Source organism: Haemophilus haemolyticus (genome assembly GCF_001008275.1).
Classification (GTDB): domain Bacteria; phylum Pseudomonadota; class Gammaproteobacteria; order Enterobacterales; family Pasteurellaceae; genus Haemophilus; species Haemophilus haemolyticus_P.
The window spans coordinates 1-21,341 of sequence record NZ_LCTH01000028.1 but is presented as its reverse complement, the minus strand read 5'-3'; the positions used below and the strand labels follow the sequence as shown (position 1 = coordinate 21,341).

The following is a 21,341-nucleotide window of genomic DNA, read 5'->3' as shown; positions in this document are numbered from 1 at the left end:
TTTTGAAAATGCCAAGTTGATGAATACCTAAAATAATCACGATAACGCCAGCGATAATGCGGGTGGTGTTACTAAATAAAATATTCCCTAAAAAGCCAAAACTAAAGCCTAAACTTACAAATGTAAGGGAAAGCCCTAAAATAAATAAAAAAGTATTTAAGACTTTTTTACCGCCTTTACTCAAAATACCAAAATAAATTGGAATAATCGGGAAAATACAAGGCGAAAGAAAAGAAGCAAGCCCCGCTAAAAATACGGTTCCAATAAGGAGTTGTTGATCTAACATCCTACACCTTCTTATTTTTTAATGGATTGAATCAAATATCCGTATCCTGCCTTTTCCATTTCAGCTAACGGAATAAATTTAATTGATGCGCTGTTAATGCAATAACGCAAACCGCCTTTATCTTTCGGGCCGTCGTCAAAAACGTGACCCAAATGGGCATTGCCCGCACGACTTAATACTTCGGTACGTTGCATATTGAAGCTGTTGTCGGTTTCATAATGCACTACATCTTTAATGATCGGTTTCGTAAAACTTGGCCAGCCACAACCTGATTCAAATTTATCATTTGAAGAGAAAACAGGCTCGCCTGTGGTGACATCAACATAAATACCAGGTTGGAAATTATCCCAATATTCGTTACTGAAAGAGCGTTCAGTATGTTTATTTTGAGTAACGGAATATTGCAATGGTGTTAATTTCGCTTTGAGTTCTGCATCACTCGGTTTCGGATAATCTTTCTCATCAATCACAGGTTCATCTGCTTTGGTAATATCAATATGGCAGTAACCATTTGGGTTTTTCTTCAAATAATCTTGATGATATTCTTCCGCTACGATGTAATTTTTAAGCGGTTGCACCTCAATTTGTACTGGTTTTTTATATTTGGTTTGAAGCTGGGCGAGAGCTTGTTCAATCACTGCTTTATCTGCCCCATCTTGATAATAAATCCCTGTGCGATATTGTCTGCCCCGATCGTTGCCTTGTTTATTTACACTCGTTGGATCAATCACTTTAAAATAATATTGCAATAATTTATCGAGAGAAATTTGATTTGCATCGTAAGTGACTTTTACCGTTTCTGCATGATCGGTTACCCCAATCATCTGATAACTAGTTTTCTCCGTATTACCATTGGCATAGCCAGAAATCGCATCTTTCACACCGTGAATACGCTCCATATATGCTTCCATACCCCAGAAACAGCCACCAGCAAGATAAATTTCACGAATATTTTGCGTATTTTCCATTGCCATTTTTTGTTCTCCAGATGATGATGTTGAATTTTGTATTGCTAAAGTTGGTGTTGCACAGCAAAGTGCGGTAATGAATAGAAATGTTTTTGATAGTTTCATTGTTTTTCCTTATGATGTAAAAATTAACGTTACATAAGGTTAGACGGCTGATAATTCTATTTCTTACAGATTTTTGTAAAATTTTTAAAGAAATTGACTAAAATCCATTGTTATAACCAATAATAAAGCGTTAAAACACGCTATTTTCTAAGGTAAAAAAATCTATATGCAATCACATTCCACTCCTTCGCTTTATCACAAAGCGATTAGTTTTATGGTATCAGCGTACTTTTCCATTACCTTGATGAATGTATTTGTCAAAACCGCGTCTCAAACAATCCCCGCAAGTGAAACCTTATTTTCACGCTTTTTAATCGGCTTGCTTTTCTTACTGCCTTTTGTAATTAAAGATCGCGATTTTAAAGTAGATACCCGTCAATGGAAATTTTTAATCCTGCGAAATGCCGCGGGTGTATCGAGTATGTTGATTAACTTTTATGTTGTGAAGTTCTTACCTCTCTCCATCGCTGTCTTATTAATGAATACCTCTGCCCTATTTATCCCGATTTTATTGCTCTTTTTCCATCAAAAAACACCGATTAATGTGATTTTGTGTAGCTTAATTGGCTTTTTTGGCGTTTCCATTATTTTACTTACCAATCACAATGGCAATGTTGATCCTATTTATGTGCTGATTGGATTATCTGGTGCTGTATTGGCAGGAATGGCATTTATTGGCTTACAAGAATTAAACAAATACAACACACCAAAAAATATCGTATTTTATTTTCACTTGATTGGTACCTTCATGTTACCAATCTTCTTTATTAACCAATGGAAAATCCCTAATTTATACGAGCTTGGTTTATTGCTATTAGTGGGCGGATTTGGATTGATTTTCCAATTATTGCTCACTCGCGCTTTCAGATATGCGCCAGCCAATGTCATTACCCCATTTGCTTTCACCGGTGTGATTTTCTCTAGCGTATTTGACTGGCTATTTTGGCATCATACACCTAATCTCTATTTTTGGCTCGGTGCAATTGTAATTGTAGGGGCAGTGAGTTTATTGGCGAAAATGAAGAAATAAACCACTTTATTTATAAGAATATGAAATTCAGTACGATTAGGTTATAGCTGGCTCAATAAAGTGCGGTGAAAAATAACGGTGTTTTTCACTACGTCAAAAATTCCTAATGTGAATCTTTAAATTTCTTCATCATTTCACTTAAAGTTTTGCAATTTCTTTGAAAACGACGGCAATGAGGACAAGTTAACAAATGCATTTTTAAACCCATTTTTTCTTGCAGTTCTAATGATCGCTCATGAGAATCAGAAATTATTCGAGTGGCTTGAATACAACGCATAATTTTCTCCTAAAGTTTTTTTGATAGACAATTTTGCAACTGCAAACGAGCCCGATAAAGTGTGGTATGCAAGTTGGAGGTGGTAAGTTGAGTTTCTTGACAAATTTCATCCGATGACAATTCTAAAAACTCTCTCATCATAAAAATTTTGGCATGTTTAGCGGGTAAACAAGTCAGGCAAGTTTCGAAAATCAACCAAAACTCATCAGAATACACCGTTTCCTCTTCGCCCTGTAATTCGCTCGGATAATATTCTATTTTCCAATGCCCTGTATCATCAAAAAATGTATTAGTTGACTGTTCATCTTCAATCTCGCTTTCTAATACAAAGCGTCCTTTCTGGCGAAGGTAATCAATAATTTTATTTTTTAGAATGGCAAAAACCCAAGTTTTAAAAGCGGCTTGATGTTTAAAATTCGCAAGATTGTTAAATGCACTTAAAAATGCTTCTTGTACTAAATCCTCAGCAAGATCGGCATGGTGCAACTGTAATTCGGCAAATTTCAGCATTTGTGCACGGATTTGCTCAAGTTCCCTTTCTGAAATGACGGTCATTTTAATTCCTTTAAATTTTTTTTGTAAGAAATGAAAGAGTTTTTCGTCTAATAACATGAAAGAAACAATTTCTTTCAATACTATTTTTACCACTTAAACAAGGAAATTTAAAATGAAAAATATTACATTAAAAAGCGCAATCTTAGGTATGGCTATGTTATTTGGTGCGACAACCGTTTATGCAGAAGAAATGAAATCTGATGCCATGCCAATGAAATCAGAACCGATGATGAATACCCCAATGAAAAAAATGATGAAATCAGATGATATGAAAATGCACTCTGACCACATGATGAAATCTGATATGAAAATGAAATCTGATAAAAAGATGAAATCAAATAAAAAAATGAAAATGACAAAAGAAAAAATGTAAAAAGATACTTTTAAAAATTACATTCAGACCAAGGAATCCATTATCAAATGCTTAGCTATCAACGCCTATTAGCGAAAAATAGGATTTCTCAAAGTATGTCTCGAAAAGGAAATTGTTTGGATAATGCGGCAATGGAAAGCTTTTTTGGGCGAATGAAAACGGAGTGTTTTCACGGAAAATCGTTTACTGGCATTGATAAGCTCGAAAAGGTTATCAATGATTATGTGCGGTACTATAATGAAGAACGAATCCAATTAAAATTAAAAGGACTGAGTCCGATATAATATCGAAAGCAATCCTTTAAATAACAGTCTAACTTTTTGGGGGCAGATCATTTTAAATTTGCCGAAAACCTAGGAAGTTGTTATACTAAGAACACCTTTTAGCGTATGTCTATGAAAGCTTAGCTTTAGTTCGGTGTTTAGCCGCAACGTATTTATATTGGGCAGATAAGGGTTGCGAGACAAATGTCAAGCAACTCAGAATAAGTTGCTTGACATTTGTCTCGCTTCCATTAGTAAAAGGTTAAGGGGCTAAGGCCCCTTTTTTATATACAATAGAGAGTATCTAGTGAAATCCGAACGGAAATTTGAGCTATTTTATAAATTACACGAAGGCGAAAGATTTTCTTCTAAACTTAATGAGTTGATAGCTCTTACGCCTACAGCTCCTATATCTTATAAAGTTTATTCTATACCCAAGAAAAAAGGGGGGCGTAGGATAATAGCTCACCCGACCAAAAAACTAAAAGAAATACAAAAAAAACTCTTAGAATTACTACAATTACAAATTCATAAATCTGCCTATGCATATAGAAAAGGAAGAAATATTGCTCAAAACGCAGAAACTCATAAAGAAAATAAATTCCTATTAAAATTAGATTTTCATGATTTCTTTAATAGTATAAACAACATTATCTTCACTAGGTATCTAGATAAAATAGGTATTCATTATAATGAGGATGACAAATGGTTAATTAATCATATTTTTTTCTGGAATCCTAATAAAAAAGACAATTCACACAAAAAACTTATATTAAGCGTAGGAGCTCCAAGCTCACCTACAATATCGAATGCCGTCATGTATTTCTTTGATAAAGAAATAGAAGAATACTGCGAATCAAAATTAATGAAATATAGTAGATATGCTGATGATATATCAATTAGTGGGAATAATAAAAATGAATTAAAAACTATAATTCCAGTTATTCGAGAAAAACTTAACGAGTTGTTTAATGGAAGGATTATATTAAACGAATTAAAAACAGTTATCATATCACCTGGCTATAATAAATTTATTACAGGCATTACACTTACTTCACAAGGGAGTATATCCATCGGTAGAAAACGTAAAAGATATATTTTTAGCCTAGTTTATAAGTATAAGATAAACGAGTTATCTAAAGATTTAATACCTCGTTTAAAAGGATTGCTAGTATTCTCTAGAAATATAGAACCTTCATTTATAGTTAGGTTAGAATTAAAATATGGTAAAGAAATCATCAGGAGAATTTTAGATGAAAAATAAAGACATTCTTGAACTATATAAAAATTGGGATGGAGAAACACTCCCTCCAGATGAACTAATGGAATTGGTTTCTCAAAATCCATTTAGTTTGCTTGATGTTCAGATTGTTAATTACAAAGCATTTTCTGATAGAGTATCAGTTAAGTTTGAAGATAATAAAAAACCAATTTTATTTGTGGGCGTTAATGCTAGTGGTAAAACAACTATCGCTGATGCTATTGCTATAGCATTAAGTAAAATTAATAGTGCTATTTATAATAAGAATACTGATTCAGGTGATGTAATAGAAGAAAGAGATATAAACAAGAAAAATGATCCATATCAACCGGCTTTAATAGAGTTAAATTTAGGATATACTAAAACTAAATTAACTGAAGTTATCGTTGCAAGATCACCTAATGGCTCTCCTAAGACAATTTCTAGCACGCTCATACAGGCGAAAAAATTAGGTGCGCTATATAGCTATATACTAGCTAAAGATAATTTAGATTTACCTCTTTATTTATTTTATGGAGTAGAACGCTCATCGTTAAAAACTAAAGATAAATTTGATAAAGCAGATTTTATATCTAAAGTAGAAAGATTAAATGCGATACCACAGAAACTAAAAAGCACATTAAATTTTAATGATTTTTTATTATGGTTTAAGTATTTAGATGATGCTAATAATCAAGATCTAGTAAATGCATTAGAAAGTGTTAAAAGTGAATTAGCTAATATAGAAGGGAAAGTTAATGAACTAGATTCATATGACAACGATATGTTAACTGGATTAAATGCAGCTAATGAATTACTAAAAAAAATGAATTCAATAGCGTCTATTTATTCTAAACTAGAAAACGTAAAAAATAATAATGAAGTAGACACAGAAAAAGGAAAACAATTACAGAAGATTAAAGAAACTATTATTAATTTTATTCCAGATATCATAGATATAAAAATAGATAGAAATCTTTCCTATCCATTTATAGTTAAAAAGCAAGATGGTTCACAATTTCCTTTGTCAGAATTGTCCCAAGGAGAAAAATCAATCATATCTTTAGTGGGAGATCTTGTTAGACGTATGCTTATCTTAAACCCACATAAAGAAAATCCTCTTGATACTCCAGCGATTGTTATTATTGATGAATTAGAACTTCACTTACATCCACAATGGCAAGAAGAAGTTATTTCTAGATTAGAACGTACCTTTAAAAATACTAAATTTATTTTAACTACGCATACTCCAACTATTGTTAGTTCAATCATAAATGAAAATCTTTACCTTATTACAGATAATCAGATTATAGCAGGTAAACATCTTGATTTTGGTACATATGGTGCTGAATACGCTAGTATCTATACACTCTTATATAATATAAATTCAAGATCAGATAATGAAATAAAAGAAAAATTAGAGCGGTATTTATATTTAGTAAATGAAAATCAATATACTTCTGAAGAAGCAATAATGCTTAGGAAGGAATTAGAAAAAAACTTTAAAGGTAATGAACCATCTTTAGAAGAAGCTAAGTTAATTATCGAAAATAAAGAATGGGAAAAGTCTTTATATGAAGAAGGTCAATAAGTCAAGCATACCAAATGTTTTACTAAATTATAGAAGCACAAGTGAATCTTATACTTGGACAGCTTTCAGAGAAAATAAAAAATCTTACAAAAGAGTAAAAAAACAAATTTTTAAAGATCAAGGAGGGATATGTGCTTATTGTGAACAAGATTTTTCCTGTTCACAAGGAGATGATGACTATATAACTCAGATGATTGAACATTTCCATCCTAAAAGAGATATTGGTTCTAATAAGAATTGGGCTTTAGATTGGAATAACTTACTTGGTTGCTGTACAGGAGGAAAAGAATCTAATAAAATTACATTTCCTACTCCTGAAAATTTAAGTTGTGATCAATATAAAGAAATCGCATTACCTCAGATAAATAATGTCGAAGGTTATCTTATAAACCCAATTGATATGCCAGCATTTCCTTGTTTATTTAAAATTAATCAAGTTACGGGATATATTTTAGCAAATGAAAAAAATTGTGAAAAAGTTAATTTTAACATAAATAATTTTAAAACAACAGTAGAACTTGTTGAGAATACTATAAGAGTATTAAATTTGAATTGCGTACGGTTATTACAGAAGAGAAAAGCCCACATTAAAAATTATAATAATCTCATTAATATAGCTAAGAAAAATGAAAACTCAGCTATTTTCCAAGAACTATGTAGCCGTTTCCTAGCAAAAAAGAATAATAAATACCATTCTTTCTTTACAACATACCGTATTTTATTGTCTTCTCATGCTGAAAATTATTTACAAAAAAATAATTTTTCAGGATAAGACTTAGAGTTAGTTAATAAAGATTGCTAATAATTATTCAGAAGCTTTGATTTTAAAAGGTATATAGGACAAAATAGTTAGTAAAAATGTGATTAAAGCCTCATAGTACAAGGCGTTAATCACTCTTTTTGAAATATGAACAAAAAACAGTCCTTTTTGCCAAAGTACAAAAATAAAGAAACATGGTACATCAAATAATGATCTGCACCCCAAAAGTTAAACTAAACTTCTAACTGATTAAGGTGCAGGTTTTTTTATGAATAAATACAATCAACTTTTCAAACAACAAGTCGCGAATTTCTATTTCGAACATCACGAAAACCTTGCTTTCACACTGAAGCATTTCAACTTAGCGGCAAAACCGTTAGATGTTAGATTGCACAATACAAATATTCAGGCACTAATGGATTAGCGGTATTACACCGCAAAAGACTTTACTCTCCTGAATTTAAACATAGCGTTGTTTAAACCATTCTCTCTGGCAGATTTTCGATGGAAAATTTTGGTATCGCTAGTAGTGGGACTATTAGTCAATGGTTGAAAGCCTTTCGGAAAAACGGTATAAATAGGCTCCACCCCAAACCCAAAAGTCGTCCAAGTATGAAACCCAAATACGCTAAAATGCCTCCACCACCAAAAACAGAAGAAGAACGTTTACGCCTACGCTTCCTTGGGTTAGAAGCGGAGGTTACTTTTCTAAAAAAGTTGGACGAAATAATCAAAAGGGACGAAGCCAAACGGCAGAAACAGTCCAAAGTTTGAGAGAGCATTATCCGTTAGAGATACTTTTGCCTATAGCGAAATTAGCTCGAAGTACCTTCTTCTATCATCGCCAATCCAAACCTGATAGAGATAGCACACTAAAAGCCCGAATTCGAGATATTAAGCAGGCAGAGCCTAATTATGGCTATCGGCGAGTCAGTGTGAAGCTCGTGGGGGTGAACCATAAGCGCGAACAACGCTTGATTCAAGAAATGGGTTTACAAGTTCGTACGAAGAAACTGCGTAAATATAGTTCATATAAAGGTGAACAAGGAAAAATTGCACCGAACCTGTTACAACGGGATTTTAGTGCGAGTAAACCGAATGAGAAGTGGCTGACCGATATTACCGAATTTAGAGTGAAAGACGAAAAGCTCTATTTTTCCTCGATTTTAGATTGCTTTAATAATGAACTGATTGCTTATGGATTAAGTCATCGCCCAAATGGCAGGTTAGTGCAAGAAATGCTGTTACAAGCGGTGGAAAAATTGTGAGGTTGAAGTTAGAATTTTAGTTAAAAGAAATGTCTTTCACGATTTTATTCGGAAAGGCATTCAAATTTATGCGGTAAATTAGTCAATTTTCGGTCTTTGTGTAACTGCTACATAATACCGAAAATTTTTACCGCACTTTCAATACCAACAGAACGCGGAATGAAATAAAAACGGCCAAGTTCTGTAAAACTTTTGCGAAATTTGGCTGCTTGCTAAATTAAACACTACGCCAATTTTCTGAAATCAAGTTGGGTAAAAACTCGAAAGCTTTATCACTCGTGACTAAAACACATTTATTAGCTAAAGCGTGAGCTGCAATCATCTGATCTTGTTCGCCCATTACTTTGCTTTTTTTTCCATTTCAGCTCGCAATGTTCCATAAATTTCAGCGGTTTTAGTATCCCATTCCAGAATCGTAATGGTTGATAAGAATACTTCTAAAAAGCGAGAAAGTTGCTGATTATTACGCTTTGCCACCCCATAAAATAATTCGGCAGCCGTAACGGAAGAAATGCAGATAATATCAAGGCTTAACTGCTGTAATCGTTCTACCACCGATTTTTCTTGTCGAAAGAAATAACTCACCGTGTTGATATCTAACATATACATTTAGAAACCCTCAAAAAGATCACGAGAGGCAATTTCTTGCTTACGTTCTTCCTCTGATAAGAAACTTTCATCGCATTGAATAGTAGGCAGTAATTCAAACACCTTCTGCCAATTTTGTTGACTACGCGATCGAGTTGAAAGCGTAATATCACCATTTTCTTCTTTAAAGATATAGACTTGCGTTACATCAAACTCAAATTCCACAGGTAATCTAACTGCTTGATTGCGACCATTACGGAATAAACGTGCGGCTTTTTCCATTTTATACTCCTTGTTTGACATAGACTTGAGTATATGCCTAAGTCAAATAGCGACCTAAACTTGAAAAATCAGTTTCAGAGTTATATATCTTGCATAGAAATATCATAGGATATTTCTATGCAAATAATCTGAAATTATTAGGAGGAAACATGCCTTGTATTTATTGTGGTCATAACGAAAGTGATGAAATTTTCTTAATTGCTGGTACTGATGAGGATTATGCTTGCGATGACTGCCATAGAAAATATGGACTTGAATTTGCTGGAAGTGAGGTTCATGATGATAATTAATATTGTTCCAGATATTCCTTTAGAAAAGGATTCTGATGATTATAAAGAGTTAAACAATATATTCTCTTATATAATTGACTGTGCAACTGAAATTCAAGTAGCTTGTAAACTAATTGAAAAGAAAGATTCCATTTTTAATGAAAGAGAATCCAAAATGTATCTTAGAAGATTCGCAATTAACGGGATAATTCTAAACGTCTACAGAGTTAATGAATTATTACAAAGAGATGGATGTTTCAGTAAGTATTTTCTAAGATACAAAAAAGATATAGACTCAATTCTTAGTAAATATAAAGAGGGTATAGAAAACTATCGAAATTCTTATCTTGCCCATTCTAAGAAAAAAGGGAAAAATGGTACAGGTATCACCACTCCACAAGAACGTTATGATATGGTGTATAAAGCAATAAAAGATGAAGATGATTTTCTAAATGACATTATAAACTTAAATTCTTTATTACTTAGTTTAGCTAAATATTTTGATTTTATTAAATACCCTGCCGCAGATAGCTAGGAAGAGTAAATGATCTGCACCCCAAAATCTGGACACCTATTTTGAGGTACAGATTATGTCTTACTCTTATCAATTTCGTTTGAAAATTATCAAACTCGTCACCGAACAGGATTATGGTATCCGTGAGGTGGCTAAACTTCATCAAATTTCCCATGCTCTCGTCATTTATTGGCTAAAAGCATTTCGGGAAAGAGGGCTTGATGGCGTAAAATCACCTCATACAAACCTTCAAACACCGAAAATAGTGAAGCCAAAGATGAAAAAGAAAGACATTGAAATTCCAGAAACTACAGACTTTTCACCTAAAGCATTTAAAAAGTTACAACGAGAGCTCGCCTTGGCTCGTGCGGAGATTGCTTACCTAAAGGAGTTGGAGGCGCTCGACCGTCAAAAACAACGACAGAAAAAAGAAAAATCATTGAAAGATTGAAGCCAAACCACGCGTTAAATGATTTACTTCATGTGGCAAAAATGCCTCGCTCAAGCTTTTACTATAAAGAGATTAAGCGAAATTATCACGAGGTAAAAGAGGCTATCTTATCACTGTATAAAAAGAACAGAAAACGAGATGGTTATCGCCCCATGACGTGTAAATTACGCCAAATGGGTTTTCATTTGAATCATAAAACGGTGTTAAAGCTGATGAACGAGTTAGGTATTCATTCCATTTTACGCAAGAAAAGACATGGAAAACGAGGAAAAACATCGCATATTGCCCCGAATTTACTGAATCGTGATTTTACCGCAACGGCACTCAATCAAAAATGGGTAACGGATGTTACGGAATTTCATGTTGGGCAAGAAAAACTTTATTTTTCACCGTTGATGGACTTGGCTAACCGAGAAATTATTGCCTATAACTTTGCGACACGCCCGAAGTTTTCATTGGTAAAAAAGATGTTAGCACAAGGGCTTAGTCGGCTTAAACCGACAGAATGCCCGATTATTCATAGCGACCAAGGTGTATTGTATGGCACGGCAGAATGGGTGGAAATGTTGGAGGGTAAAGCAGTGCAAAGTATGAGCTGCCGAGGAAATTGCTACGATAATGCGGCGATTGAAAGCTTTTTTGCAATATTAAAATCAGAGTGCTTTTATTCTCGGACTTATCATTCAATTGCTGAATTACAGGCTGAAATTGAAGAATATTTAGTGTATTACAACCAAAAACGAATTAAATTTGGTTTAAAAGGATTGAGCCCAGTGCAATACCGAGCTCAATATTTAAGTTAACTAACCTGTCCAACTTTTGGGGGCAGATCAGGGATTTTAATCCACCACCATTTTACCTATAACATCATAAGACATTACTTCTAAACCAACAGGAGTTATTATTTGATGTAACACTCCTGAAAATTCAGATGGGATTTCTATTAATGCCTTATCGCCCTCTATTTCACAAATACTGTCTCCTTTAGAAATATAATCTCCTAGGTGTTTGAACCATTGGGTTATTTTACCCTTATTACTTCCTATATCAGGAACTTTAATATCTTTAAATTTACCTTTCTGAGCTAAATAATTCACACTTTCCGGATATTTAGCTAATAATACTTTTGGATAAGCTCCCCCTCGTTCTAAAATAGCCTCTTGATTTTCCAACAAACTAATATCGTTATTTTTAAATAAATGATCAATACGCGAACGGGTTTTGATATCCTCTTTCCATTTATCAAGAGCTAGTGCAAAGGAAACATTTTTGTTTTGATAAATTATATCAAGGAATTTTTCATCATAACGTTCATGATTTTCCTCTAAAGATAATTGTTCATCTAATACTTTCGTTGGGCAATTAATATTTTTAAAGACTGCTTTACGCACTTCTAAATTATCATCTTTTGCTAATTGTTCTAAGATTTCTTCCGTGACATTCTCATCGTTTGCCACATTTAAACGGGTGAGATAGTTCGGATCTTTTGCCATTTTTACCATTTGAGCAATACTTAGCCCATCATTCTCAGACGCTGGCGATAAATACAATTCATCAAATTTTTTCTCATATTCACCCACTTTATCTTTTAAGGTTTTACGCAGTGGCGTGGTTTTTTGCGGATGGCTTCTAATAATAAATCTTGCGTGAGGATTTTATCATTACCAATAAAGGCTTTTTTCACCGCATCAAAAATCGCATTTTCAATATCAGCACCCGCATAATCTCGACATTCTTTGGCTAACTCCTCAATATCAAATTGGCTTGCATCTTGTTTTGCTTTTACAAGATGAATTTCAATAATTTTCTTCCGCTCTTTTTTGGTTGGGAAGCCTACGTAGAAAATCTCATCAAAACGCCCTTTGCGTAATAATTCTGGCGGAAGTGCGGTAATATCATTGGCAGTCCGCGATAATAAATACTGGTGCAGTTTTCTCTTGTAACCAAGTTAAGAAATAGCCGAGCAGACGCGAGCTAACTTCAGAAGCGTTGTTACCTGTCATCCCTACAAAGGCTTTTTCCAGTTCGTCTACCCACAACACGCACGGGCTGATGCTTTCTGCCATCGCTAACGCTTTTCGCATATTGGTTTCACTTTCACCCACATATTTACCCAGTAACGAACCAATATCTAAACGCAACAAAGGTTGTTGGAATAATGCTGCCGCTGCTTTTGCAGTGAGCGATTTACCGCAACCAGGCATCCCTGCAATTAGCGTGCCTTTTGGGGCTTTTACGCCAAACTCTTTTGCCGCTTGAAGATTTTTCACGATATAGCTTTGATCTTGCAACCACGCTTTGAGCTTTTCTAAACCACCGATATCCTCAATTTCTTCATTCACTTTCACCATTTCTAACACGCCACTTTTCGCAATAATTTGCTCTATTTGCTGTTGAATTTCAGCAAGAATGACTTTTTCATTTTCTACGGTTAATTCACCATATTTATTTTTGAGTAAATTTAATAATTGCTGAATATCTAATTCATTTAAACCAGAAAGTGCGGTAGTTAATCGATCCGTTAATTCATTCGCAATTTTTTCTTGTTTTAAGACCGCTTGTATTTGGTTTTGGTCTGGCAATGGCAATTCTAAAAGCGTCACAAGCGGTTCAATTTCATTAGGCAAATACACATCGGCAGATTGTAAAATTACTGCACTCTCGCCTTTATAATCATTCAAGGTATCTAATAGATATTTTAAACGGGCTAATGCCACAGGATTATTTTCTAATCCTAATTTAGCATCTTTAATTAAAATGAGATTATTTTCTAAATCTTCGTAGCGAAGATGATTAAATATCTTCTCAAAACTGGTTAGGCTGTCATCAATACTTTCTTTATTCTCAAATTTCACTCTGCCGTAAGCTAAATTATATTCGATCACATTAAATCGAAGCTGATTAGCCACCTCACCAATTAATCTATCCGCACGAGCTAATTCGCTCGTTTTTAAATAAAAGGCAGTGTAGCCTGCTTGAATATAATCAATAATTTGTTGTGTTAAATTTTGTTCTTTCATATTTTTCCTCGTAGGGTATGTGAAATGAAATGTCAAGCACACAAGCAGTATATTTAAAGGTAATTTGCAAAGCGTGAGTAGATTTTAACAAATCCACACACCCTATCCATTAAAACCAATTAAGAGGATTTAATTTACTTTCTTTTACCGCATTCCAAGTATCTTGAATAACCTCTTTTCCCTTAGAAATCGTTGTTTTTACAGCGTCTTTTACTGAATCAATTGCCTTATCCGCAACTTTCTTTGCCATTTCTGCCATTGGTTTAACCACCTTGTCACTAACCCAACCACCTGCTTTTTCTCCAAGAAAACCACCAACTATGCCACCAATTGCCGCACCTGCTGGGCTAAAAAGTGAACCTACCACCGCACCTAATTTTGTTCCTAATTTCGCCCCATTTTGGCGTAAAAACAGATCCGCCTTTTTCTCCAAATTGGTAATAGTTTGAGCTGCCACAAATTTTGCTTTTTCTGCGGTTGCCTCTGTTGCAGAAATAACACCTTGCTCAACTTTATCAAATAAGCGAATATCGTCCCAACCATTTGCCACATTTAAGGTAAGATCTTGCACGCGACTTAAAATCGCACCTGCTTTACCCGCAACTTCTTCCAATTTATCTAATCCTGCAAAAGCATCTTTAATCCAACCTTTTTTGGCAGAAATTACCACACCACCTGAAACTGCAATTTGCACACCTTTATTTTCAGCACTATCCACCGCTCCACGAATAATTTTCTGCAATTCTTCTGCGTGCGAAAGATTTTCCTTACCCAAAAACCCATTCGCTAAACGAGCACCAGCACTTTTTAAACCATAGCCCATTAGGTTTAATTGGGCATTTAGTTTTGCTCGTTTGATGCTTTTTTCTGTAATCGCACTCTCTTCAGCAGGAAGATCTATCACTTGCCCTGTTAGCACACCCAATTGATTACGGTTAGCCTCCGCTAAAGAACTGTCTATGTTTTGGGCTAATTCTGTTGCATCAAGCTGATATTCTTGTGCAATTTCATTGATCTTATTCTTGTAAAAACCTTCTACCGTTTTGCCTCTTTTCTCAAGATGTTTTTCTAATGCTACTTGATTGGTTGCAAGGCTTTCAATCGTGCTAATAATGGTATTTGCCGTGTCGATTTTCTCTTGCTCACTTTCCCAAATATCAGGACATTGGTCAAAACGGAATTTCAGCCACTGATCAATCGGTTGATTGCGACCATTAATCAGATAATCATCTAAGAACGCATTAATAGTTTGAAAGGTATTTTTCTTCGCATCATCATTCGTAAAAAGTGCATTTTCGGCTTGTTCTGCCAACGCCATTTGCGTTTTATCTTGTTTAAGATTATTGAAAAGCTGATCGATTTGTTGATCTTGCATAGTTATTTCCTCAATTCTTAGTTATATAAAAGTGCGGTGAAAATCTCAAAATTTTTCACCGCACTTTGTTGAATTGGAGTTTACATCACCACCACATCAAACTGTTCTTGGTTATAAAACTGTTCTGTTTTTACTTTTACTCGTTTGCCAATAAACATTTCTACTTCTGGCAGCAAACCGTGAGATTCTTCGTTAATAAGATATTCGGAAACCGCTGGCGAGGCATAAACAACAAATTGTTCACTGCTGAATAAATGATAAACCCGAATAATTTCACGCATAATTTCGTAGCAAACTGTCTCGACCGTTTTCACTCGACCGCGGCCATGGCAAGTTGGGCATTCATCACATAGCACATGCTCAAGACTTTCACGAGTTCTCTTACGGGTCATTTCCACAAGGCCTAATTGCGTAAAGCCATTCACATTGGTTTTCACACGATCTTTAGAAAGCGCATCACATAAAGATTCTAGTACTCGATTGCGGTGTTCATCTGTTTGCATATCAATAAAATCAATAATGATTATGCCACCAAGATTACGTAGTTGGAGTTGCTGAGCAATGGCTTTAGTTGCTTCAATATTGGTATTGAAGATGGTTTCTTCTAGATTACGATGTCCCACAAATGCGCCTGTATTAATATCAATGGTGGTCATGGCTTCTGTTTGCTCGATAATTAAATAGCCACCCGATTTGAGATTAACACGTTTATCTAGCGCTATTTGGATCGCATTTTCAACCCCATACACATCAAAAATAGGTTGATTGCCAGAATAAAGAACGAGTTTATCGCTTAATTCAGGCATAAATTCATCGGTAAATTCTTTCACTTCACCAAAGCAAAGTTTAGAGTCGATACGAATTTTTTCTAAGTTTGTGCCGATAAAATCACGCAAAATGCGTTGTGGAAGCGCTGGCTCGCCGTAAATTTTTGATTTGGTTGGATACTTAGATTTACGCTCTAAGACTTTACGCCATAAGCGTTTTAAAAATTCAGCATCTTGACGTAATTCTTCTTCGCTTGCCCCTTCTGTGGCGGTACGAATAATAAAACCGCCGAGTTCATCACAAAATGGTTCAACTAATGCTTTTAAACGGGCTCGTTCTTCTTCGCTTTCAATGCGTTGTGAAACGCCTACGTGGCTATTTTCTGGCATAAAAACAAGATGACGCGATGGCAATGTGATGTCTGTTGTTAAACGTGCGCCTTTTGTACCTAGCGGATCTTTTACCACTTGTACGACAATATCCTGCCCTTCGCGTACTAATTCCGAAATACTCTTAACTTTAAATTGCTTTTGTTCGCATTCATCTACACATTCCGTGTGAGATACAATGTCAGCAGCGTGCAAAAAAGCCGCTTTTTCCAAACCAATATCAACAAAAGCCGACTGCATTCCTGGTAGCACTCGAGTCACCCGACCTTTATAAATATTTCCGACAATTCCTCGTTTGGCTTGGCGTTCAATATGCACTTCGCGCAACATTCCTGTTTCTACTAGCGCAATGCGTGTTTCGTTAGGAGTTACGTTCATCAATAACTCTACAGCATCCATTTTATATTCCTAATTTCTTAAATTTCATCAAATATTCAGTCTAAATAGAATAATAGCCCGAAATAAGGTAAAATGCACCCTTTATGAAATTTTTAACCCATTTTGGACTTATTAAATGTTTGGATTCGACCCAACTCTTGTTACTTTTACTATTTATATTTTCGGGATGTTGCTAATTGGCGTACTAGCCTATTATTATACGAATAATTTATCAGATTATATTCTCGGTGGACGTCGTTTAGGCAGCTTTGTCACGGCAATGTCTGCTGGTGCTTCAGATATGTCTGGTTGGCTTTTAATGGGCTTACCTGGTGCGGTATATTTATCAGGCTTAGTTGAAGGCTGGATTGCTATCGGCTTAACGCTTGGCGCTTATTTTAACTGGCTTCTGGTGGCTGGTCGTTTACGTGTTTATACTGAATTAAATAATAATGCCCTCACTCTTCCAGAATATTTCCACAACCGCTTTGCCACATCACATAAATTATTAAAAATTGTTTCTGCTACGATTATTTTAGTATTCTTCACTATTTATTGTGCTTCAGGTGTCGTGGCAGGTGCAAAATTATTCCAAAATTTATTTTCAGTCGAATATTCCACCGCACTTTGGTACGGAGCATTAGCCACCATTCTTTACACTTTTATCGGTGGTTTTTTAGCAGTAAGTTGGACAGATACCATTCAAGCAACTCTTATGATTTTTGCGCTGCTCTTAACGCCTATTTTTGTGTTATTAAGCATTGGCGATACCGCTCAATTTTCCTCGGTCTTAGCGCAAGCTGAAGCGGCTGCCAATAAAGATTTTACAGATTTATTTACTGCAACTACGCCACTTGGTCTATTAAGCCTTGCTGCTTGGGGATTGGGATATTTTGGGCAACCACATATTTTAGCGCGTTTTATGGCGGCTTATTCTGTTAAATCACTTATCAAAGCTCGCCGTATTAGTATGACATGGATGATGCTTTGCTTAGGTGGTGCAATTGGTATTGGCTTCTTCGCGATTCCTTATTTCTTTGCCAATCCAAACATTGCAGGCACAGTCAATAACGAACCAGAGCAAGTGTTTATTGAACTCGCTAAACTTTTATTTAATCCTTGGATCGCAGGCATATTACTTTCAGCTATTTTAGCCGCTGTAATGAGTACATTAAGCGCGCAATTGTTAATTTCATCTAGCTCAATTACAGAAGATTTCTACAAAGGTTTCATTCGCCCTAACGCATCTGAAAAAGAGCTCGTATGGCTTGGAAGAATTATGGTGTTAGTTATTGCCGCACTTGCTATCTGGATCGCACAAGATGAAAACAGCAAAGTATTAAAACTTGTCGAATTTGCTTGGGCTGGTTTTGGTAGTGCTTTTGGCCCTGTTGTACTTTTCTCTCTTTTCTGGAAACGAATGACATCATCAGGCGCGATGGCAGGTATGCTTGTAGGCGCAGTAACAGTATTTGCTTGGAAAGAAGTTATTCCAGCGGATACCGATTGGTTTAAAGTATATGAAATGATCCCTGGTTTTGCTTTCGGTAGCCTTGCAATTATTGTTGTCTCATTGCTGTCTAGCAAACCAGAAAAAAATGTTCTAGATACCTTTGACAAAGCAGAAAAGGCCTATAAGGAAGCAAAATGATCGACTTTCGCCCTTTTTATCAACAAATTGCGACTACAAATTTATCAGACTGGTTAGAGACCTTACCGCTCCAATTGAAAGAATGGGAAACTCAAACTCATGGCGATTATGCGAAATGGAGCAAAATTGTTGATTTCCTACCTGGTTTACATGCTGATGAAATCGATCTCAAAAGTACGGTGAAATCTGACCGCACTTCTCCCCTTTCAGAAGGTGAAAAACAACGAATTATCCATCATTTAAAACAATTAATGCCATGGAGAAAAGGGCCTTATCATCTTTTTGGCATTCATGTAGATTGTGAATGGCGTTCAGATTTTAAATGGGATCGTGTTCTTCCTCATTTAGCTCCACTGCAAGGCCGCACTATTTTAGATGTGGGCTGTGGCAGCGGTTACCATATGTGGAGAATGGTAGGTGAAGGCGCAAAAATGGTCGTCGGGATTGATCCTACCGAGCTTTTCCTTTGCCAATTTGAAGCAGTACGCAAGCTGCTTAATAATGATCGTCGAGCCAATCTTATCCCGCTTGGTATTGAGCAAATGCAACCATTAGCGGCATTTGATACTGTATTTTCAATGGGCGTACTCTATCATCGTAAATCCCCATTAGATCATTTAAGTCAGTTGAAAAATCAATTAGTAAAAGGTGGTGAATTGGTATTAGAAACGTTAGTAGTGGATGGCGATGTAAATACTGTGCTCGTACCAGCAGATCGCTATGCGAAAATGAAAAATGTTTATTTTATCCCCTCTGTCGCCGCACTAATTAACTGGCTAGAAAAAGTTGGCTTTACCAACGTACGTTGTGTGGATGTTGCGACAACTACATTAGAAGAACAGCGTAAAACTGATTGGTTGGAAAATGAAAGCCTGATTGATTTCTTAGATCCAAATGATCACTGTAAAACCATTGAAGGTTATCAAGCACCGAAAAGAGCGGTAATTTTAGCGAACAAATAAAAAAGGGAAATTATTCCCTTTTTTATTTTCCATCAAGAATCTTTCATACTTACAATGAATGATACTCTAATTTCACTGATGTTAATGTAGAGAGCAGCGCTTCAGCCATCGTTTTATGGCTTAGTTTTAATGCTTTTTCAGCCATCACAACTCGCTCAATATTAGTCAATTTTTTATCATTTAAATACGCAAAATTAAGTGCAGTTTGCAACGCTGGCAAACTCGGATTAAATGCGGCGTTTTCTGCATAACGTCCTGTCACTACATCACCATTTTTAAATAAAATCACAATACCATGCGGGCTATTTGAATAAGGACAATGAGATTGATTTGCCGCCAAAATAGCTTGATTAACCAAATCATCTTGGTGATCAGCCACTAAATCATGATTTTCTTCCGCTAAAAGATGCGCCGCAATATCGAGATCTTTCGGTCCAAAAGCATCTGGTAAATAAGAATGTAACGGATTATTTTGGCTATGTGGTAAATGAATTGAAATTTTTTCAGCTCCATGCAATTCATTCATAAATTGACGACAATGCCCGCACGGCGTGTAATTAACCACCATTTCTGAAATACGACGTTCATTACGCAACCATGCATGAGAAATAGCACTTTGCTCTGCATGAATCGTTTGCTGAATGGCTGAATTAGAAAATTCTTGATTCGCACCAAAATAAAAATCACCTCGTTCACCAATAGCGATGGCCCCCACATTAAAATGAGAAATAGCGGTATGGCTATAACTCGCCGCAATTGGTAACAAATGCATAGCTAATTTTAATGGCGTAAGTTCAAAATCACGACAAAGCTGATCCACTTGGGAATGATTTAAAAAGCCAGCCCAATTTTGCAAACGAATTTCATCAACAATAGCTTGATTGAGTGCATCATCTTGTGGCAATGCGTGCTTAATAAGTTCTTGCATAAGACATCCTTAAAATATTAAAAATTATAACTGTACTTATTAAAGCAAAATTTACTGTCAGCTGCGACCCTTTACCAAAGTATTCCTTATAACTGTGATCCTGATCACTTATTTTGATAGATTAAAATTATTACAATTTATTAACATATAGTCAAAGGCTATCAATTTTATTGAATAGAACAATTTCACAGCAAATTCTAGAAACGTATAATACCCATATCAAAGGCAGGGCATTAGCTCAATTATTTAACTAGAAAAAGGAAATTATTATGTCAAAAACATCTATCGGATTAGACAAAGTTCAATCAGCAGAATTAGCCAATAAACTTAATGAATTACTTGCAACCTACCAAGTATTCTATACTAATGTACGTGGTTACCACTGGAACATTAAAGGTGTGAATTTCTTTGCATTACACGCAAAATTTGAAGAAATCTACACAGATCTAATCACCAAAGTTGATGAAGTGGCTGAACGTATTTTAACTTTAGGTTACACACCAAATAACGCATATAGCCAATACTTAAAAGTATCTCGTATTAAAGAAGATATCGCAGTAAGTGGCGCACAAGAATGTTTATCAGGCACATTACAAGGCTTAAAAACATTACTCGACCAACAACGTGAAATTCTTGCTCTTGCAGGCGATGCTGATGACGAAGGTACTGCATCACAAATGAGTGACTACATTAAAGAACAAGAAAAATTGGTATGGATGTTCCAAGCAGCTTGCCAAACCTGCCATGCTTAATGGGTAAATTTCAACTCTAACGAAAACTAACCTGCAATCTGTCTAGCTCAACAAAGCTAGACAGATTTAAGAACCAAGTTCTACCTTTCTAAGAACTTGTTTTTTTTATTTTAAATTGAATTTACAAAAATAAAGTGAAAAAAATCTTATAAATGCTATTATCTGCAGACTTTATGTTTATCGTTGCATACATTTAAAATTAAAAAATTCAGTGTATTTTGTGTTAGTCAAAGGTTATTGTAAAAATGAAAGGAATTTATACTGATGAATTATCCAACCAACCAACCAACCAACCAAC

The 21,341-nt window shown here is 35.2% G+C and carries 23 protein-coding genes and 3 pseudogenes; 15 read left to right on the top strand and 11 right to left on the bottom strand.

The features are described from left to right. Together AAX15_RS04035 and msrAB are read right to left on the bottom strand one after the other, a co-directional pair. The coding region (locus AAX15_RS04035) for a cytochrome c biogenesis CcdA family protein (protein WP_046939242.1) at positions 1-286 on the bottom strand (286 nt) is incomplete at its 3' end. A gap of 11 nt (positions 287-297) precedes the next feature. After that, the gene (msrAB, locus tag AAX15_RS04030) at positions 298-1,359 is read right to left on the bottom strand and encodes a bifunctional peptide-methionine (S)-S-oxide reductase MsrA/peptide-methionine (R)-S-oxide reductase MsrB (protein WP_046939241.1); all 1,062 of its coding nucleotides are present in this window, start codon (positions 1,357-1,359) and stop codon (positions 298-300) included. Between the two features lie 166 nt (positions 1,360-1,525). Between msrAB and AAX15_RS04025 the strand changes: the two genes are divergently transcribed. Further along, on the top strand, positions 1,526-2,389 hold the full coding sequence (locus tag AAX15_RS04025; protein ID WP_046939240.1) for a DMT family transporter: 864 nt from the start codon (positions 1,526-1,528) through the stop codon (positions 2,387-2,389). A 103-nt stretch (positions 2,390-2,492) separates the two neighbouring features. On the opposite strand, the gene AAX15_RS04020 is transcribed toward AAX15_RS04025, so the two are convergent. Together AAX15_RS04020 and AAX15_RS04015 are read right to left on the bottom strand one after the other, a co-directional pair. After that, a complete protein-coding gene (locus AAX15_RS04020; RefSeq protein ID WP_046939239.1) occupies positions 2,493-2,666 on the bottom strand; it encodes an anti-sigma factor family protein in 174 nt (57 codons plus the stop codon). A 9-nt stretch (positions 2,667-2,675) separates the two neighbouring features. After that, positions 2,676-3,221: a sigma-70 family RNA polymerase sigma factor gene (locus AAX15_RS04015; protein ID WP_046939247.1), complete on the bottom strand. Its 546-nt coding sequence runs from the start codon at positions 3,219-3,221 to the stop codon at positions 2,676-2,678. 112 nt (positions 3,222-3,333) lie between these two features. Here AAX15_RS04015 and AAX15_RS04010 point away from each other — a divergent pair, with 112 nt between their 5' ends. The 8 genes and pseudogenes from AAX15_RS04010 to AAX15_RS09285 all read left to right on the top strand — a co-directional run. Next, positions 3,334-3,594, top strand: coding sequence for a hypothetical protein (locus AAX15_RS04010; RefSeq protein ID WP_046939238.1), 261 nt, complete (start codon positions 3,334-3,336; stop codon positions 3,592-3,594). 17 nt (positions 3,595-3,611) lie between these two features. Continuing rightward, positions 3,612-3,878 (top strand): annotated as a pseudogene (locus AAX15_RS04005) (IS3 family transposase); the annotation flags it as partial. 286 nt (positions 3,879-4,164) lie between these two features. Further along, positions 4,165-5,121 carry a retron St85 family RNA-directed DNA polymerase gene (locus AAX15_RS04000; protein WP_052749717.1) on the top strand — a complete coding sequence of 319 codons (957 nt, stop codon included), beginning with the start codon at positions 4,165-4,167 and terminating at the stop codon, positions 5,119-5,121. After that, the gene (locus tag AAX15_RS03995) at positions 5,111-6,688 is read left to right on the top strand and encodes an AAA family ATPase (protein WP_046939237.1); all 1,578 of its coding nucleotides are present in this window, start codon (positions 5,111-5,113) and stop codon (positions 6,686-6,688) included. Before AAX15_RS04000 ends, AAX15_RS03995 begins: the two co-directional genes overlap by 11 nt. After that, positions 6,672-7,460, top strand: coding sequence for a retron system putative HNH endonuclease (locus tag AAX15_RS03990; RefSeq protein ID WP_046939236.1), 789 nt, complete (start codon positions 6,672-6,674; stop codon positions 7,458-7,460). Before AAX15_RS03995 ends, AAX15_RS03990 begins: the two co-directional genes overlap by 17 nt. A 256-nt stretch (positions 7,461-7,716) precedes the next feature. Further along, positions 7,717-7,872 carry a hypothetical protein gene (locus AAX15_RS09290; RefSeq protein ID WP_155397814.1) on the top strand — a complete coding sequence of 52 codons (156 nt, stop codon included), beginning with the start codon at positions 7,717-7,719 and terminating at the stop codon, positions 7,870-7,872. An 80-nt stretch (positions 7,873-7,952) separates the two neighbouring features. Beyond that, positions 7,953-8,222: a helix-turn-helix domain-containing protein gene (locus AAX15_RS09715; protein ID WP_080950420.1), complete on the top strand. Its 270-nt coding sequence runs from the start codon at positions 7,953-7,955 to the stop codon at positions 8,220-8,222. Then, a pseudogene (locus AAX15_RS09285) lies at positions 8,171-8,716 on the top strand (IS3 family transposase); the annotation flags it as partial. The gene AAX15_RS09715 and the pseudogene AAX15_RS09285, both read left to right, overlap by 52 nt. Positions 8,717-8,933: 217 nt before the next feature. Here AAX15_RS09285 and AAX15_RS03975 read toward each other — a convergent pair. Further along, positions 8,934-9,325 (bottom strand): annotated as a pseudogene (locus AAX15_RS03975) (PIN domain-containing protein). Then, positions 9,326-9,586, bottom strand: a complete 261-nt coding sequence (locus AAX15_RS03970) for an antitoxin (RefSeq protein ID WP_046939235.1) — start codon at positions 9,584-9,586, stop codon at positions 9,326-9,328. Between the two features lie 219 nt (positions 9,587-9,805). Between AAX15_RS03970 and AAX15_RS03965 the strand changes: the two genes are divergently transcribed. From AAX15_RS03965 to AAX15_RS03955, 3 genes are read left to right on the top strand one after another with little or no spacing between them, the layout of a single operon-like run. Next, positions 9,806-10,390 carry a hypothetical protein gene (locus AAX15_RS03965; protein ID WP_153065739.1) on the top strand — a complete coding sequence of 195 codons (585 nt, stop codon included), beginning with the start codon at positions 9,806-9,808 and terminating at the stop codon, positions 10,388-10,390. A gap of 55 nt (positions 10,391-10,445) precedes the next feature. Continuing rightward, positions 10,446-10,820, top strand: a complete 375-nt coding sequence (locus AAX15_RS03960; RefSeq protein WP_046939233.1) for a transposase — start codon at positions 10,446-10,448, stop codon at positions 10,818-10,820. Further along, positions 10,817-11,623, top strand: coding sequence for an IS3 family transposase (locus AAX15_RS03955; RefSeq protein ID WP_196296040.1), 807 nt, complete (start codon positions 10,817-10,819; stop codon positions 11,621-11,623). The genes AAX15_RS03960 and AAX15_RS03955 overlap by 4 nt, the downstream gene beginning before the upstream one ends. Positions 11,624-11,659: 36 nt before the next feature. On the opposite strand, the gene AAX15_RS09610 is transcribed toward AAX15_RS03955, so the two are convergent. The 4 genes from AAX15_RS09610 to rng form a co-directional block, all read right to left on the bottom strand. Further along, positions 11,660-12,400, bottom strand: a complete 741-nt coding sequence (locus AAX15_RS09610; RefSeq protein WP_230599591.1) for a lipoyl domain-containing protein — start codon at positions 12,398-12,400, stop codon at positions 11,660-11,662. A gap of 315 nt (positions 12,401-12,715) precedes the next feature. Next, positions 12,716-13,840: an AAA family ATPase gene (locus AAX15_RS09605; RefSeq protein WP_230599590.1), complete on the bottom strand. Its 1,125-nt coding sequence runs from the start codon at positions 13,838-13,840 to the stop codon at positions 12,716-12,718. Between the two features lie 109 nt (positions 13,841-13,949). Then, entirely contained in the window at positions 13,950-15,215 is a 1,266-nt protein-coding gene (locus AAX15_RS03945) for a hypothetical protein (protein ID WP_046939232.1), read from the bottom strand. 80 nt (positions 15,216-15,295) lie between these two features. After that, positions 15,296-16,771 carry a ribonuclease G gene (gene rng / locus AAX15_RS03940; RefSeq protein WP_046939231.1) on the bottom strand — a complete coding sequence of 492 codons (1,476 nt, stop codon included), beginning with the start codon at positions 16,769-16,771 and terminating at the stop codon, positions 15,296-15,298. 115 nt (positions 16,772-16,886) lie between these two features. On the opposite strand from rng, the gene putP reads away from it, so the two are divergent. Continuing rightward, positions 16,887-18,401 (top strand): sodium/proline symporter PutP, encoded by a 1,515-nt coding sequence (gene putP / locus AAX15_RS03935; protein WP_046939230.1) that lies wholly within the window; start codon positions 16,887-16,889, stop codon positions 18,399-18,401. Continuing rightward, a complete protein-coding gene (gene cmoB, locus AAX15_RS03930) occupies positions 18,398-19,363 on the top strand; it encodes a tRNA 5-methoxyuridine(34)/uridine 5-oxyacetic acid(34) synthase CmoB (RefSeq protein WP_046939229.1) in 966 nt (321 codons plus the stop codon). The genes putP and cmoB overlap by 4 nt, the downstream gene beginning before the upstream one ends. Before the next feature lie 49 nt (positions 19,364-19,412). Here cmoB and cdd read toward each other — a convergent pair whose 3' ends face one another. After that, positions 19,413-20,291, bottom strand: a complete 879-nt coding sequence (gene cdd, locus AAX15_RS03925; protein ID WP_046939228.1) for a cytidine deaminase — start codon at positions 20,289-20,291, stop codon at positions 19,413-19,415. 269 nt (positions 20,292-20,560) lie between these two features. Between cdd and AAX15_RS03920 the strand changes: the two genes are divergently transcribed. Continuing rightward, positions 20,561-21,043 carry a Dps family protein gene (locus AAX15_RS03920; protein WP_005636022.1) on the top strand — a complete coding sequence of 161 codons (483 nt, stop codon included), beginning with the start codon at positions 20,561-20,563 and terminating at the stop codon, positions 21,041-21,043. Positions 21,044-21,341 lie beyond the last annotated feature (298 nt).